Origin of the sequence: Bradyrhizobium sp. KBS0727 (assembly GCF_005937885.2) — a bacterium.
In the GTDB taxonomy this organism is placed as follows: Bacteria; Pseudomonadota; Alphaproteobacteria; order Rhizobiales; family Xanthobacteraceae; genus Bradyrhizobium.
This window is the reverse complement of sequence record NZ_CP042176.1, coordinates 5607663-5623430: the sequence shown is the minus strand read 5'-3', so window position 1 is coordinate 5623430 and position 15768 is coordinate 5607663. Positions and strand designations below refer to the sequence as shown.

Annotated in this window: 14 protein-coding genes and 2 pseudogenes; 11 read left to right on the top strand and 5 right to left on the bottom strand. The window is 63.3% G+C overall.

Annotation, left to right across the window (positions count from 1 at the left end):
- Window positions 1–102: 102 nt before the first annotated feature.
- Entirely contained in the window at window positions 103–990 is an 888-nt protein-coding gene (locus FFI89_RS26390) for an SDR family oxidoreductase (RefSeq protein WP_138830481.1), read from the bottom strand.
- A 97-nt stretch (window positions 991–1087) separates the two neighbouring features.
- Between FFI89_RS26390 and FFI89_RS26385 the strand changes: the two genes are divergently transcribed.
- Window positions 1088–1954 (top strand): helix-turn-helix transcriptional regulator, encoded by an 867-nt coding sequence (locus FFI89_RS26385; protein WP_138830480.1) that lies wholly within the window; start codon window positions 1088–1090, stop codon window positions 1952–1954.
- Window positions 1955–2133: 179 nt separating this feature from the next.
- Here the strand turns inward: FFI89_RS26385 and FFI89_RS26380 are convergent, their stop codons facing one another.
- Window positions 2134–3678 (bottom strand): DUF4403 family protein, encoded by a 1545-nt coding sequence (locus FFI89_RS26380; protein WP_138830479.1) that lies wholly within the window; start codon window positions 3676–3678, stop codon window positions 2134–2136.
- 429 nt (window positions 3679–4107) lie between these two features.
- On the opposite strand from FFI89_RS26380, the gene FFI89_RS26375 reads away from it, so the two are divergent.
- From FFI89_RS26375 to FFI89_RS26350, 6 genes are all read left to right on the top strand, one after another.
- Window positions 4108–5379, top strand: a complete 1272-nt coding sequence (locus FFI89_RS26375) for an ABC transporter substrate-binding protein (protein ID WP_246669261.1) — start codon at window positions 4108–4110, stop codon at window positions 5377–5379.
- Window positions 5380–5454: 75 nt separating this feature from the next.
- The gene (locus FFI89_RS26370) at window positions 5455–6354 is read left to right on the top strand and encodes a branched-chain amino acid ABC transporter permease (RefSeq protein ID WP_138830477.1); all 900 of its coding nucleotides are present in this window, start codon (window positions 5455–5457) and stop codon (window positions 6352–6354) included.
- The gene (locus tag FFI89_RS26365; protein WP_138830476.1) at window positions 6354–7307 is read left to right on the top strand and encodes a branched-chain amino acid ABC transporter permease; all 954 of its coding nucleotides are present in this window, start codon (window positions 6354–6356) and stop codon (window positions 7305–7307) included. The genes FFI89_RS26370 and FFI89_RS26365 overlap by 1 nt, the downstream gene beginning before the upstream one ends.
- The gene (locus tag FFI89_RS26360; RefSeq protein WP_138830475.1) at window positions 7304–8047 is read left to right on the top strand and encodes an ABC transporter ATP-binding protein; all 744 of its coding nucleotides are present in this window, start codon (window positions 7304–7306) and stop codon (window positions 8045–8047) included. Before FFI89_RS26365 ends, FFI89_RS26360 begins: the two co-directional genes overlap by 4 nt.
- Before the next feature lie 2 nt (window positions 8048–8049).
- Window positions 8050–8706 (top strand): ABC transporter ATP-binding protein, encoded by a 657-nt coding sequence (locus tag FFI89_RS26355; protein WP_138830474.1) that lies wholly within the window; start codon window positions 8050–8052, stop codon window positions 8704–8706.
- 114 nt (window positions 8707–8820) lie between these two features.
- Window positions 8821–10125 (top strand): sorbosone dehydrogenase family protein, encoded by a 1305-nt coding sequence (locus FFI89_RS26350; protein ID WP_138830473.1) that lies wholly within the window; start codon window positions 8821–8823, stop codon window positions 10123–10125.
- On the opposite strand, the pseudogene FFI89_RS35060 reads toward FFI89_RS26350, so the two are convergent.
- Window positions 10122–10282: pseudogene (locus FFI89_RS35060) on the bottom strand (IS5/IS1182 family transposase); the annotation flags it as partial. The gene FFI89_RS26350 and the pseudogene FFI89_RS35060 sit on opposite strands and share 4 nt — an antisense overlap.
- A gap of 21 nt (window positions 10283–10303) precedes the next feature.
- A pseudogene (locus FFI89_RS35055) lies at window positions 10304–10447 on the bottom strand (transposase); the annotation flags it as partial.
- A gap of 346 nt (window positions 10448–10793) precedes the next feature.
- Between FFI89_RS35055 and soxC the strand changes: the two are divergent.
- The 3 genes from soxC to FFI89_RS26330 all read left to right on the top strand — a co-directional run bounded on the left by soxC (window position 10794) and on the right by FFI89_RS26330 (window position 13831).
- Window positions 10794–12083, top strand: coding sequence for a sulfite dehydrogenase (gene soxC / locus FFI89_RS26340; RefSeq protein ID WP_138830472.1), 1290 nt, complete (start codon window positions 10794–10796; stop codon window positions 12081–12083).
- A complete protein-coding gene (locus FFI89_RS26335; protein WP_138830471.1) occupies window positions 12070–12609 on the top strand; it encodes a c-type cytochrome in 540 nt (179 codons plus the stop codon). The genes soxC and FFI89_RS26335 overlap by 14 nt, the downstream gene beginning before the upstream one ends.
- A gap of 187 nt (window positions 12610–12796) precedes the next feature.
- Window positions 12797–13831: an IS110 family transposase gene (locus tag FFI89_RS26330; RefSeq protein ID WP_138830470.1), complete on the top strand. Its 1035-nt coding sequence runs from the start codon at window positions 12797–12799 to the stop codon at window positions 13829–13831.
- A gap of 269 nt (window positions 13832–14100) precedes the next feature.
- Here the strand turns inward: FFI89_RS26330 and FFI89_RS26325 are convergent, their stop codons facing one another.
- Window positions 14101–15162, bottom strand: a complete 1062-nt coding sequence (locus FFI89_RS26325) for a ketopantoate reductase family protein (protein ID WP_138830469.1) — start codon at window positions 15160–15162, stop codon at window positions 14101–14103.
- Between the two features lie 116 nt (window positions 15163–15278).
- On the opposite strand from FFI89_RS26325, the gene FFI89_RS26320 reads away from it, so the two are divergent.
- Window positions 15279–15728 carry a GcrA family cell cycle regulator gene (locus FFI89_RS26320; protein WP_138830468.1) on the top strand — a complete coding sequence of 150 codons (450 nt, stop codon included), beginning with the start codon at window positions 15279–15281 and terminating at the stop codon, window positions 15726–15728.
- Window positions 15729–15768 lie beyond the last annotated feature (40 nt).

The window sequence follows — 15768 nt, the reverse complement described above, 5'->3', positions numbered from 1 at the left end:
AACTCAGATCTATCGAGTTTGTGGAAGCAGCCCCTCGCCCCAACGCTCTCCCCGCAAAGTGCGGGGAGAGGGAGAAGTAAGCAGGGCGTGCAATGTGCCTGCTCAAGCGTAGCTCATCCGTTCGAGATCGGCGATTAGTCCCGGCCCCATCGGATGCCATCCGAGCCGTTGGCGCGTTTGCGCACTGGAGGCCGGGAGATCCATGCCGGCAAATGGCGCGAGCCATCCGAAATGATCCGCCGCTTCCTCCGGAGATAGGGCAACCACCGGCACCTTGAAGCCCTGGCCGATGACCTCAGCGATATCGCGAACGGTGATGCCTTCTTCGGCGACCGCGTTGTACCTCGCGCCGGGCTCCCGCTTCTCCAAAGCCAACCGGTAGAGGCGCGCGACATCGGATACGTGCGCCGCCGGCCAGCGGTTCTTTCCATCGCCCACATAGGCTGAAACGCGCTTCTCGCGCGCCAAGGCCACGGCGTAGGTGACAAAACCCTGTTTGACCGTGTCGTGGACCTGGGGAAGCCGCACCACCGACACGTTGACCCCCAGCGCCGACATCGAGGCGCCCGTCATTTCCGTGGCAATGCGCGGGTTCGGGTGACTGGTGTTGAAGACGTCCTCGGTCGCTTGTTGACCTGGCGCTGCGCTGCCGATTCCGGTGCCTGACGTGATAACCAGGGGCCGGTCCGATCCGGTGAGCGCGCTGCCGAGCGCCTCGATGGCGCGCTTGTCCTTCTCGCAGTTCGCCACGAAGTTCGCGAAGTTGTGGTCGAAGGCGCAGTGGATCACCCCGTCAGCCTTCGCCGCGCCGCTGCGCAGACTCTCGAGGTCTGCGAGATCGCCGCGATGCACCTCGGCGCCGACGGCGGTGAGCGACTGGGCCCCCGCATCCGACCGCGCCAGTCCAAGCACCTGATGGCCGGCGTTGATGAGTTCCGGAACAATCGCCGAGCCGATGAAGCCGGTCGCGCCGGTGAGGAATATGCGCATGGGAAGTCTCCAATGTTGGCCGGAGACTCATATCGGCTAAGCTGCCATACTGTTAAAGTAGTGACATTATCATGGTATAATGACCAACAGGATCGGCATGCCGCAAGAACAACATGACCGGACCAACAATCGGCTGGGCACGTATTTGAAGGATCGCCGCATCCGGCTTGATCCGGCGGCCTTCGGTTTCCCGATCGGGCGCAGACGGACGCCGGGGCTACGGCGGGAGGAGGTTGCGCAACGCTCCCACATCAGCGCGACCTGGTACACTTGGCTGGAGCAGGGACGAGGCGGCGCGCCCTCGGCCGATGTGCTGAACCGGATCGCCGGCGCGCTGATGCTGACCGACGTCGAGCGCGAACATCTCTTTCTGCTCGGGCTCGGGCGTCCTCCCGAGGTGCGTTACAAGGCCGCCGAGGGCGTCACCCCCCGCTTGCAACGGCTGCTCGATGCGCTCGAGGTCAGCCCCGCGCTGATCAGGACCGCGACCTGGGACGTTGTCGCATGGAATCGCGCGGCCGTTGCGGTGCTGACCGACTATGGCGCGCTGCCGCCGGGCCAGCGCAACATCCTTCGCATGATCTTCGGCAACCCCCACGTCCGGGCCGCGCAATATGATTGGGAAAGCGTCGCGCGCTTCGTGGTCGGCGCCTTCCGGGCAGATGCGGCGCGCGCCGGCGCGGTTTCCGAAGTCGCCGAACTCGTGGACGAGCTTTGCAGGCTCAGTCCCGAATTCGCGGCGCTATGGCGTGACAATGACGTCAACGTTCACGGCGAGGGGGTAAAGCGCCTCCGTCATCCGCTGCTCGGCCCGATCGCACTGGAATATTCCGCGTTCGCCGTCGATGGCCGGCCCGACCTCAGCATGGTCGTCTATAATCCAGCTACGAGCTCGGATGCGGATTTGATCCGATCGCTGGTCGCATCCGCGACGACGGTGAAGCAGGAAAGCCGCTCGGTGTGATCGGGCCGATAGCGCTCGGTTCTCTTACCTCGCCCCGCCTGCGGGGGAGAGGTCGGATCGCATCGATAGATGCGATCCGGGCGAGGGGGGTACAGGTATATCCTCGAACACCAGACTCGCTGAGAGAGCCCCTCACCCCGACCCTCTCCCCGCAAGAGCGGGGCGAGGGAGAAGTAACGCTACAGCCCCGGCAGTGCGCTGACCGCGACGTTGATCGTGCCTTCGGCTTCCGCGATCACGCGCAGCGTCTTGGAGTCGAAGGCGATGTCGGCCAGCCGCAGGGTGGTGATCTCGGCCGCCACCCGTATTCCGTCCTCGTTCTTCTGGAAGTCGGCGATGACGGCGGCGATTTTCTTCTGCGCATTGCTGGCGAACGGCTTGAGATCGATTGTCGCCTTGTCCGCCAGCGCCTTTTGCAGATGCGGCACGGCCGCGCGCGCCGCCGCGCCCAGCAATCCGAACGCGGCCTCCGACTCGACAGCAAGCTGGATATCGGTCAGCCGCAGCGTCTGCTGCGCCTGATCGAGGACGGGCCTTCCCCAGATGTGCACAGTGGCCTCGCCGCCGAAGCCGAAAAAGCTCTTCTTTTCCTTGGCGTTCACCAGCAGCGAAATCAGCAGCCGGTCGCCGGATGCCGCGACGCTGGCGCGCTTCACCGTGACACCGACCGAACCTGAACCGTCTTCCGGAAACGTCTTTCCGGCAAACTGCGCATCGACGATCTTGTTGATCTCGGTGAAGGGCATGTCGATCGGCACGCCGATCGCGATCCGCCCCGGCGCCGCCGGCACGATGGCGATGGTGGCGGGGAACGGACAGACGGGCTTGGTCTCGACCGGCGTGACGCGGGTCTCGGCCTCGATGCCGAGCGTCAGCGTCACCGCGGACGCGTCGACGCGCGGCTGCGCGGCAATCGCGCGGATGGGGCGCAATTCGAGCCACAGCGCCGGCAGCGACGAACTCGGCCCGGTCCCCTGCAGCGGGACCGAACGGCAGGCCTTGGCCCATTGCGCCCTTGCGTTCTGCTCGAAGGCGGGATCGTTGCGCATCCGCGCCTGTACCGCGGCAAGCTGATCGGCCACCGTCTTGTCGATCAGCGGCTTGACCTGCGCGGGCACGTTGACGCGCGCACCCGCCACGGTCAGGCTGGTGTCGCCGAGATTGACCTGTGCGGTGAGGTTAGGCTCGATCCGCCAGGCGGCGGCGATCTTCGGCCGCGCGGTGACGGTGACGTTGCCCTTGATCTCGGCGCTGGCGTTCAGATTCTTGATGTTGATGCCGCCGATCTGTTTGGCGACGTTGGCGCCGAGCAGGCCGCCGAGCGCGTCGCCGACTGCCCCCGTCGCCTTCGCCGACAGTGAACCGGTGACATTGAGCGTGCCTGATATCGGCGTCGACAGCGACAGCACGTCCTGCGCGCCGGTCGCGCTGATCGCCCCGCGCGAGGCGGTCCAGCCGATGTCGGCATTCTGCAGGATCTGCGATATCGGATTCTCGGCCTTGCCGGCGAACGTCCGCTGCGCGGCGCGGTCAGCGGCATCGCGGATCGCCGACAGCGCCACCGCGACCGGCGCCATCACCACGGAGGAGCGCGGCGCCGGCGGTAGCGGCGGCAATTCGGTAAGCACCGGCGGCTGCACCGTGCCGCGCGGCGACAGCCAGTCCATGATCTTCAGGCTGGCGACGAACGACACCGCGATGACCGCCACGGCGGCCAGAACCATTTTCAGATACTTCGGCAGACGCGTCGCCCCCGGGACCCATTGAACCCGCTGGCGTTTTACAGGGGCGGCGAGGGCCGCGCCAGAGCGGGATGGCCCCGGCGGCATCATTCCTTCAGACGTCGTTGGTGAACAGCCTCCGGCTATGGGTCGATGCGCGCCACTGTGTCGCTATGGCCGCGCCGGCAGCGGCTTGGCTGTACCGGAGATTAATGCATGATGGCGCGCCTGCGGCGCCGCCACGGCGTTCGCTGTCTTGGTGCCAGCCCGGCAATAGGCCAATGTCGAAAATGCTAGAATCGGTTCTGCGAAAAAAAAGCCAGACTTGCCATCGGTGAATTGTGGCATGTTATCACCATAAAATAATCAAAAAGGGGAGACGTCGTGATCAAGCCAATAAGAACACTCGCAAGAATGTCCGGGGCAGCGGCTTTGGCCGCCACACTTTTCGCATTTCCCGCGCAGGCCCAGGACAAGCCGAAAGAACTCAAGATCGGCATCGCCACCTTCCTGTCGGGGCCTGCCTCGGTATTCGGTGTGCCGGCCAAGGCCGCTGCCGAAATGATTGCCGAAGATATCAACAAGAAGGGCGGCATCGGAGGCGTTCCGGTCAGCGTGAGCTTTATCGACGAGGGAGCCGGCGGTGAGGCGCTGGTGTCGAACTATCGCCGGATGGTGCAGGACGACAAGGTCGACGTCACGTTCGCGGCCATCTCCTCGGGAAGCTGCGGGCAGCTCGCGCCGCTCGCCGAAGACCTGAAGATGCTGAACCTGATGTGGGACTGCGGCGCGTCCTCGATCCTCGAAGCCAAGAAGTATCGTTATAACTTCCGCTCGCAGGCCAACGGCACGCCCGAGATGCTCGCGGTGCTGGTCTATCTCCTGAAGACCAAGCCGGATTTCAAGACCATTGCCGTGGTCAACCAGGATTACGCCTGGGGTCGCGAGAGCTGGGAAATCTTCTCGACCGCGCTCAAGGTGATGAAGCCCGACGTCAAGGTCGTCGCCGAACTGTTCCCGAAATTCGGTGCGCCGGATTTCTCGACCGAAATCTCGCGCCTGCTGGCGCTCAAGCCCGACGTCGTGCTGACCACGAGCTGGGGCGGCGACCTCGATACGCTGGTGCGTCAGGCCGGACAGCGCGGCCTGTTGCAGCAAAGCGCCTTTGTGCTCGGCATCGGCGAATCCTCGATGCAGCGACTGGGCAAGGATCTCCCGGACGGCCTGATCATCGGCGCGCGTGGCGACCACTGGTTCCTGCATCCGGAAATGAAGAACGACGCGGCGTTCAAGGCGTTCAACGAAGCCTTCAAGGCCAAAACCGGTAGCTGGCCGATCTATTCGGTCTATCATATGCAGCAGGCGTTCGCGGCCTATCAGGGTGCCGTCGAGAAGGCGATCAAGGCCAATGGCGGCAAGTGGCCGAGCCGCGAGCAGGTGATCGACGCCGCCGAAGGTCTCGAGTTCAAGGGCTGGGGCCGCCCGGTGTCGCTGCGTCCGGAAGACCACCAGGGGCTTGAGTCGCAACTCGTCGGCGTCAGCAAGGCCGCGCCCGGTTACGACTTCAAGGTTCTCGACGACATGATGATCTTCGAGCCGAAGTCGATCACGACTCCGGCAGGTCAGAAGTCGGTGGACTGGCTGAAGACCCTGTCGCCCGACTTCGTCAAGATGAACGTACCGACCTTCAAGCACGGCGGCTGACATCGTCAGTCACCTCCGGCGTGGAGACATCGTGTCTCCACGCCTCACTTTTCTTGCGTCGCTGAAGGTGCGTTTATGGATTCTACCATCGTCATTCTGGCGATCTGCGACGGCCTCAGCTATGCCGCTCTGGTCTTTCTGGTATCGGTCGGCCTCAGCCTGATTTTCGGGGTGCTGCGCATCGTCAACGTCGCGCATGGATCGCTCTATGCCTATGGCGCCTACACCGCGGCGACCCTCAGCCTGCTGGTGGCGCCGATCTCGCCCTGGCTGACCTTTCCCGCGCTGCTGGTGGCATCGGTCCTGGTGGGATCGATCGTCGGCGGACTGATGGAGCGCTTCCTGCTGCGGCCGGTCTATCACCGCGAGGAGGTGCTGCAGCTTCTGATCACCTTTGCGGTGTTCATGATCATGGATAACCTGCAGCGGATGATCTGGGGCGTGCAGCCGATCTTTGCCGCCGAGCCGGTCAAGCTGCTGCCCAATATCTCCATCCTCGGCGTCAACTACACCAGCTATCAGGTCCTGGTGCTGCCGCTGGTGGCGGTCATCACCCTGTTCGGGCTGCGCTACTTCCTGCGCTACACGCTTGCCGGCGCCATCATCATGGCGGTCACGGAAGACCGCGAAGCCGCAACCGCCATCGGCATCGACGCCAAGTGGGTGTTTCTCGTCACCTTCATCATCGGCGCAAGCCTTGCTGCGCTTGGTGGCGCGCTGGCATCGCCGACCACGTCGCTGGTGCCGGGCATGGGGACGGACATGATCGTGCTGTCCTTTGCGGTTGCTGCGACCGCCGGCCTCGGACAGATCGAGGGCGCGGCCGTGACCGCGCTGATGATCGGCCTGGCGCGCGCCTTCATCATCTACATCCAGCCGGAGCTGGAGGTGCTGGTGCCCTATCTGATCATGATGATCGTGCTGCTGATCCGCCCGATGGGGCTGTTCGGCGTCAACAACGTGAGGAAGATCTGATGTCCGCACGTTTGCTGTCGAGATGGGTCATTGTTTTCGGTATCGCCGTGGCCGCGATCTTTCCGCTGATCCTGCCGAGCTGGGCGACGCTGGTCACCTTGATCCTTGCCAAGGGGATCGTCGTGCTCGGCATCATCATCCTGCTGCAGGCCGGGCAGGTATCGTTCGGCCACGCCATGTTCTACGGCGTCGGCGCCTATACGGTGGCGTTCTGGGAGCGCTATGTCGGCGCCGCCGACCTGCTGCTGTTCCTGCTGCTCGGGCCGCTGATCGCGATGGCGTTCGGCCTTTTGATCGGCCTGTTCGTGGTGCGCTACCGGGAAATCTTTTTCGGGATGCTCAACCTGGCGTTTTCGATGGTGATGTGGTCGCTCCTGGAAAAGCTCTACCACTACACCAACGGGGCTGACGGCATCCGCGTCGCCCGGCCGACACTGGCCGGCATCGCGTTTACGCCCGAAGCCTTTCAATATGTACTGCTGTATCTGACTCTCGGCCTTGTCCTCGTCGTCAGCTACGCGGTGCAGCGCTATCTCGACAGCCCGCTCGGCCACATGCTGCGGGCCATCAAGTCCAACGAAACCCGGCTGGAATATCTCGGCATTTCGGCGCGAAAGGTTTTGCTGATCGGTTATGTCGCCTCCGCCTTCCTCGGCGGGCTCGGCGGCGTCCTGGTCGCGATCGCCCAGCAGATCGCAACGCCCGAATTCGCGTACTGGACCAAGTCCGGCGAGTTCGTCTTCATCGCCATCCTCGGCGGCACCGCCAATGCGTTTGGCGCGTTCGCGGGTGCTGCGGTGTTCGAGACCGTTCGCTTCTTTGCCTCGGCCCAGCTCGCCAATGCCTGGCAACTGATCCTCGGCGTGGTGCTGATCGTGATCATCATGTTTGCGCCGAACGGACTGATCGGGCTGCTCAACCGCCGCAAACCATCGGCCGAGGTGCGCACATGAGCCGGGTTCTGATTTCGGCGCGCGGGCTCAAGATCCGCTTCGGCGGGGTGATCGCGGCCGACGGCATCGATCTCGACGTTCTCGAGGGCGAGAACCTCGCGATCATCGGGCCCAACGGGGCCGGCAAGACCACCTTCCTCAACATGGCGACGGGGTATCTGCGGCCGCAGGCCGGCACGGTGAGTTTTCTCGGTCGGGATATCACCGCGCTGCCGCCGCGCACCATCACCAGGCTCGGCATCGCGCGCGCCTTCCAGATTCCGCAGTTGTTCCTCGATCAGACCGTGATGGAAAACATGATGATCGCGGCAGCAGCGCAGGGCGGCTCGATGTCGGCTTTCCGCCACCTGCTCGACCTGCCCGAACGCAAGGAGGTCGAGGACCTGCTCGACCTTGTCGGCGTCCGATCGTTCGCCAACCGCAAGGCGTTTGAGCTGCCCGAGGGGCAGCGCAAGCTCGTCGACATCGCGCTGGCGCTGGCGCTCAAGCCCACGGTGCTGTTGATGGACGAGCCGACCTCGGGCGTTGCATCCGCCGAGAAGCTCGGCCTGATGGACATCCTGACCTCGGCGCTGGCGAGACAGAAGGTCTCGTCGGTGTTCGTCGAGCACGATATGGACATGGTCGAGCGCTACGCCCATCGCGTCGCGGTGTGGAGTTCCGGAAAAATCCAGGTGGTCGGCCCGCCGGCCGAAATCCTCAACAACGCGGAAGTCCGCGAACGCGTGATCGGAATCTGACCATGCTCGCTTTCGAGGGGATCGATGTTTCGATCGCGGGTGTGCACGTGCTGCGCAAGGTGTCGTTTCACCTGCCGGCCGGATCGACCTGCGCGCTGATCGGCCATAACGGCGCCGGCAAGACCACGACGGTGCGCACCATCATGGGGTTCACGACGTCGAAGGGCGTCATCCGTCTGGCTGGCGAGGATATTTCCCCGGTCGAGCCGCACCGCCGTCCGGCGCTCGGCATCGGCTACGCGCCGGAGGACCGGCGGTTGTTTTCGGCGTTCACGGTCGAGGAAAACGTGCTGTTGCCGGCGCGCGTCGCCAAACTGTCCAAGGCTGAAACCGCCCGGCGGCTGGAGCGGGCCTATTGGGTGATGCCGGAGCTGAAGGAACTCGCGGCCCGTCCGGCCGGATCCGTCTCCGGCGGGCAGGGCAAGATGGTGGCGCTCGGCCGCGCGCTGATGCTCGGCACGCGGCTTGTCATTCTCGACGAGCCGTTCCAGGGGCTGGCACCCGTCCTCGCCCAGCGTTACGCCGAGGCGCTCGAGCGGCTGCGCGCGCAGGACAAGGAGATCACGCTGCTGATCACCGAGTCCAACCCCAAACTGGTGGCGGCGTTTGCGAACATCACGCTCACGATCGAGCGTGGCGAAATCGAGCAGCCGCATTGATGCATTCTATCTAGCCGGCGCCTCGTTGTAGAAACGTCCGGCGACTTCCAACGCACTCGGCTTTCATCGCGCCGTGGTGTCGGATAGGGTGCGCGCGTTGAGAAGGGGAATGACATGACCATGTCCAGCATTATGGCGCGCATCGTCGCGCTGATCGGCGGCGTCGCGCTGCAGTGGCGGAAGCTGCAGGGCGAAGCTCCTGCGCCTGCTTGGGGCAACGCGCCGGTGGTGCCCGAAGCAAAGCCGCAAGGCGCGCTGCCGACGCTGAAGATGCCGACCGCCAGGGGCTGGAGCGACGGGCAGAAGCCGGTGGCGGCGCCGGGACTGAAGGTCAATGCGTTTGCGACCGGTCTAAAACATCCGCGCTGGATCAACGTGCTCCCCAATGGCGACGTTCTCATTGCCGAGTCGAACCAGATCGCCGGACCGCCCAGAACCGTGTTCCACTACGCAATGCAGGCGACGATGCGGCGTGCCCGCGCGCTTGGCGATAGCGCGAACCGCATCACGCTGTTCCGCGACAGGGATGGCGACGGCGTCGCCGAAGTCCGCGAAACGTTTATGGAGGGACTGAACCAGCCGTTCGGCATGGCGCTGGTGGGCGACACTTTTTATGTCGGCAATACCGACGGCGTGGTGGCGTTCCCCTACGTGGCGGGCGCCAACAGCATCACCGCGCCGGGAAAGAAACTCGTCAGCTTCAAGCCCGCCGGGCATTGGACGCGCAGCCTGCTGCCGAGCCCCGATGGCAAGAAACTTTACGCCGGCGTCGGCTCGCTCAGCAACATCGCCGAGGGCGGCATGGCCGTTGAGGAAGGCCGCGCGGCGATCTACGAACTCGATCTGGCTTCCGGCTCGAGCCGCATCTTCGCCAGTGGCCTGCGCAACGCGGTCGGGATGGCCTGGGAGCCGAACACCGGCGTGCTCTGGACCGTGGTCAACGAACGCGACGGCCTCGGCGACGAGACGCCGCCGGATTATCTGACATCGGTGCGCGACGGCGGCTTCTACGGCTGGCCCTATTGCTACTGGGGCCAGACCGTCGACGACCGGGTGCCGCAGGATCCGGCGATGGTCGCCAAGGCGATCACGCCGGACTATGCGCTCGGCGGGCACACCGCCTCGCTCGGGCTGTGCTGGGTACCTTCAGGCACGCTGCCGGGCTTTCCGGACGGCATGGCGATCGGCCAGCACGGCTCGTGGAACCGCAGCACGCTGAGCGGCTACAAGCTGGTGTTCGTGCCGTTCGAAAACGGCCGTCCGTCCGGGCCGGCGCGGGATATTCTCTCCGGTTTCCTCGCGCCGGACGAGAAGGAATCCTACGGCCGGCCGGTCGGGGTCATGCTCGGCCCCGACGGCCGTTCGCTGCTGATGGCCGATGATGTCGGCGACGTGATCTGGCGGGTGACGGGTGCTTAGTAGGGCGCGGACTCATTAGCGCGCAACCAAATTCGGATTGATGCGAGTTTAACGAACGCCAGATAGTTGGCCGCGAGTTTGTCATATCGGGTCGCGACACGCAGACACTGCTTGATCTTGTTGAAGAAGCGCCGACCAAGTTGCGCGCGCGATACAGATACGGACTAAAGCAGATCGGGTCTCGCCATGGCGCACCCGAGCGCAGAACCCAAATGATGCCATTGAGCACGCGACGGTCATTTACCCGCCGAACGCCGCGCGACTTGTTGGGCAGCATCGGCTTGATCGCGATCCATTCATAATCGCTGAGTTCGTAGCGCATGATTCGAGGCTATCGCCAGACCTACGGCTGACGCGACCCGGTCGCGAATAACCCGGAGCGGACGTGGGCGGCCAATTTTGCTGTAATGCAAAACACTGCGCTCAATTCAGCGACGTGGTAGGGTGTGGTCGCCTGCTGAAGGGGGCGACCATAAAGCGACGCGAGTTCATCACGCTTCTCTGCTTTCCGGGGTAGACCGGAAGCGATCGGCATAGTCAGAATGGCGCGATTGAGCCGAAAGCGACGTGGCGACCGATATCCAGGGAATTGAGCTCGACCTGTATCTGGAGAATAATAATCGCACAGCTGGGTTGATAACCGGGGCAAAGTCAAAAAGGAGGATTTGATGGCTGCTGATCGATCGACCGTTCACGGGTCCGATCTGGACATCGTGGCGGGGAACGGCCTCCTTCATCGCCGTATGTTTTTGACAGCGGGTACTGCTGCCGCGGCCGCCGTTGCCAGTTCCGCTCTGCCTAATCCAGCTGCCGCCGACGCGTTACCGGTTGAGTCCTGGATGAAGGTGCCGGGATCCGGATTCGCCGGCTACGGCCAGCCATCGAAATACGAAGAAAAGGTCGCCAGAACCTGGAACACCGCGCCAGGCACGACTGGCACAGGTGCCGCCCGCACACCGCTCCATTTGCTTGACGGCATGATCACGCCCAACGGCGTGCATTTTGAGCGTTCTCATAGCGGCATCCCCGACATTAACCCGGATACTCACCGGCTGTTGATCCACGGCCTGGTCAAGCGTCCGCTGATCTTCACGCTGGAAAACCTGGAACGCTACCCGAGGGAGTCGCGCGTCGCGTTTCTCGAATGTGGTGGTAACGGCCAATTGCTGTACCAGAAAGAGCCCGCCCCGGTCGGCGTCCAGGCTATTCACGGTCTCGTCTCCTGCGCCGAATGGACGGGCGTGAAGCTCTCGATCCTGCTGCAAGAAGTTGGTGTCGATCCGAAGGGCAGATGGATTCTAGCCGAAGGTGGCGATGCCGCCGGCATGAGCCGAAGCATTCCGCTGGCGAAGGCGATGGAAGACGCTTTGATCGCGCTCTACCAGAACGGCGAGCGTGTGCGACCATCGAACGGCTACCCGATGCGGCTCCTGCTGCCGGGATATGAAGGCAACATGAATGTGAAATGGCTCCGGCGCATCAAGGTGACCGAAGGACCGACGATGACCAAGGACGAGACATCGAAGTACACGATCACCTTGCCCGACGGGAAATCCCTTCAGTTTATGTTTCCCCAGGAAGGAAAGTCGGTGATCACGCAGCCTTCACCAGGGCTGACTATGAAAGAGCCCGGCCTTTATGAAATCTCGGGCCTTGCCTGGTCGGGCTATGGCAAGATCACCAAGGTTGAGGTCTCGGCTGACGGCGGCAAAAGCTGGGCAAAGGCGGCGCTACAGCCGCCCGTGCTGTCGAAGGCGTTGACGCGCTTCCGTATTCCGTGGCGGTGGAACGGCGGGCCGGCGGTCCTGCAAAGCCGCGCGACCGACGAGACCGGTTATATGCAGCCGACGCGTGAGAAGATGATCGCCGCGCGCGGCAATCGAACGATCTATCACTCCAACGCCATTACGACCTGGGCCGTTTCTAACAAAGGCGAGGTAAAGCATGTCTATGCGTAACGCCCTCCTCATCGCCGTTTCAGGTCTTGGTCTTGCCATGGCTTCGGCCGGTGCAATCGCGGCTGAAAGTCCAAACCTCGGACGGGTGGCAACACCGGAGGAAATTGCGCCTTGGGATATCAGTATTGGTCCAGACGGCGTTGGTCTGCCGCCAGGTAGCGGGGCCCCGAAGCAGGGTGAAGCCGTGTTCGCGGCGAAATGCGTCGCCTGCCATGGCGAGAAAGGAGCCGGCAAGCCCAACGATCAGCTCGTGGGCGGTTTAGGGACGCTTCCCGGTGACAAGCCTCCGGTCAAAACCGTGGGAAGCTTCTGGCCCTACGCTACGACCGTCTTCGACTATGTGCGGCGGGCAATGCCGCATAACGAATCGAAGTCACTGACCAACGATGAGATTTATGCGGTCGTCGCTTATATCCTGAACCTCAACGGCATCATTGCAGATATCGACACAATGGATGCGCGGACGTTGCCAAAAGTAAAAATGCCGAACCGGGATGGATTTGTGACGTTTTCGCGCGGAAAATAGAAGCTGCCTGGATGTTTGCCTGTGGCACATTGCGTCGTTGCGCTGCTGTGCAACAATAAGTCGGCTGTCGGGGCATAGCGGACTTCGCAAGCCGTCCGCCCGGCAGATTTATGATGGGGTGGACGCCCCGCCGACGGCATCGATGTGCCAGAGTGGAGGTGTTGAGCACCACTCAAGGGAGGCGTCCATGTCAGAGGTTACCACAATCGGTCTGGATATCGCCAAGCATGTTTTTCACGCTCACGGAGCGGATGAGCAGGGTCGAGCGGTATTCAGTAAGAGGATCAGCCGGGGAAAATTGCTGGATTTCTTCGCAGCCCAGCCGAGTTGCACGGTAGCGCTGGAGGCATGTGGCGGAGCACATTACTGGGCCCGTCAGCTCACCCAGCTTGGCCATAAAGTTCAGCTGATCCCGCCTGCCTATGTAAAGCCGTTCGTGAAGCGGCAAAAGAATGACGCGAACGATGCCGAGGCGATCTGCGAAGCCGCTCAGCGGCCGAGCATGCGGTTCGTGGCCGTGAAGAGCGAACAACAACAGGCGGCGGGTCTGGTGTTTCGGACCCGTAATCTGTTAGTGCGGCAGCGAACCCAGTTGATCAACGCGATTCGAGGACACCTCACTGAATATGGTTGGATCGCACCTAAGGGGCCGTCGCATGTGGCGATGCTTGCCGACCTGATCGAGGAAGAAGAGATGGCCAGCTCGCTTCCCGAAGCCGCCCACGCCATGTTCCGATTGATGTTAGACCTGCTCGCCGGCCTCAATGGTAAGATCGCAGATCTCGACAAGGAGATCGCGCGCCGTGCTCGCGAGGACGAAGTATCGCGCAGGCTGATGACCATTCCTGGCATCGGCCCAATCTCGGCCACCGCGATCGCTGCCCTAGCACCGCCAGCCGAGACCTTTGCCACGGGCCGCGACTTTGCCGCCTGGCTGGGTCTCACGCCTCTTCAAAGGTCGACAGGCGGCAAGCAGAAGCTTGGCGCGACGTCCAAAATGGGCGAGCGCACGCTCAGACGCCTACTCATCATTGGCAGTAGCGCCGTCGTAAAGCAGGCAGGCAAACGCGGCGCACCAAAGGGTTCTTGGCTCGAACAGATACTGGCTCGCAAGCCGCGGATGTTGGTGACTGTTGCGCTCGCCAACAAGATGGCGCGGATCGTTTGGGCGCTACTTGTAAAGCAGGAGAATTACAAGGCTCCGGTCGCCGCCAAGGCGTGAGCCTGGCGGGCCTGAGGTCGTCAGAGATGTAGTCGGTCGAAGGAGGGTATGGCGCAACAGTCGGCGAGACGGGACCGGAAGAACCAGATGAACCCATCGTGCCTGGAGCACGCATTTATGATTTGGTTCCGGTCCGCGAACTCCCATACGGGCCCGCAGCTTTATCGCTGCATCATCAGAGGCCGGACAGATGGCAGCATCCGACTACGTGCCGAACTTCTTCAAAAACCGCTTGCATCTTGCGGGGCGTCCACAGATGGGATCGCGGCCTAGTTCAATCGCAGCTCGGTGATGTGCTTCGGATCGGCCTGCAACTCGCCGCGTTCGACGCGCAGCACCAGATCCGTCAGCACCGTATTGGCCTTGCAGGCAACGCCGACCTTTTTGCCTTCGCGCACGATGAAGCCGTTGAGGAATTCGATCTCGGTGCGCCGCCCTTTCTGCATGTCCTGGCCCATCGACGGGCGTTGCCCGGACGCGGTCTTCTTCGCGTCCTTGAAGCGCTGCTCGTCGCAGGCGCGCATCGCCGTCTCGTCGCCTTCGCCGGCGCGCGCGATGGTCTCGGGCGGAATGTGCAGGACCTCCTCGAGCTGATAGCCATGCGCCTGGCCGACGCGGATCGCTTCGCTGCCGAGCCGGGTGGCGAAGCGGCGGATCGGCTCGCTCTCCAGCATCTGGCCGCCGGGCAGGCCGGTGCAGGCGGAGAGGCCGTTCTGCATGGCATTGGCGACCAGTTTCGACCAGCGCTCGCCCCACAGGTTGTTGGTGACCTTGGCGCTGTCGGCATAGCCGACGAGGCGGCAGAGCTCTTCCGCCCGTGGCGAGATGCGGCCGTGCACTTCGCCGGCGCGGAATACGGTATGCGCGGCCCCGTGCTTGCCGGCGCCGCGGTGGATGTGGCCGGGCTCGGGCAGGTTGACGGTGATGCTGCTCGCGATGCACCCCAGCGTCTTGCCCCAGCCGACGATGCCGGCGATGGTCTCTTCGTTCATGCAGTTCTGCAGCGACACCACGTAGCCGTCCGGCGCCAGATACTGCCGGATCATCATGGTGGCCCAGGCGGTGTCGTAGGATTTCATGCAGACAAAGGCGATGTCGACCGGCGCCTCCTTGGCGAGCTGCTGGGCGTCGGTGACGTGCAGCGCCCGGACGGGAACCGTGAATTCCGGGACATCCATCGCGTGGGTGACACGCAGGCCGTGCTTTCGCATGTGCTCGACATGTTCGGGCCAGGGATCGATGAAGGTGACGTCCTCGCCCGCCTGCACCATGTGGGCGCCGGCGTAGCCGCCGACCGCGCCTGCACCAACGATGGCTATCTTCCGACCCATGCTTTCCTCCCGGGGTTTCTTGTCCCGAGCTTAGCGCGCCGGATGGGGCGTTCGCAAATGGTGCACCGCGTTGCAGCAGGGGGGCCCTTTGAGGTGAGACAACGGAGCTTATTGACATGTCGGTGGCAAATCAGGCCTGTCTCCGTCAACGGTCGCTCGGGAAGTTGACGATGTGGAATGATAGGCTTGACGCCAGACTATTGAAATTGAAGCGGGAGGGACTTTCGTTCGCCGAGATCGGGGAGCGAATGGGGGTCACACGCAACGCAGCGCTTGGACGATTTCAGCGGCTCAACGGCGTGGTTTTTCCGTCGACGCTCGAGCGGCGTCGAACGAGGGCGGCCGCCGCCCGGCTCAAGATAGACACCCGCCTCCGAAAGGAGGGGGAGATCATTCGGAAGATGAAAGCTGCCATCGCCGCCGGGACAGACCGGGCCAAGGCGATGAGTCAAGCTCGTGCCGCCGGGGCCAGCTTCCGAGCTATCGGCGAAGTCTTCGGAGTGTCGAGGGAGCGTGCCTACCAGATAGCGACTGCGGCTCCAGTTGGGCGCTCCCGGAAAACTTGAACCGCCCCGGACCTCCGCGGTCTATGGGAATGTAACTGCC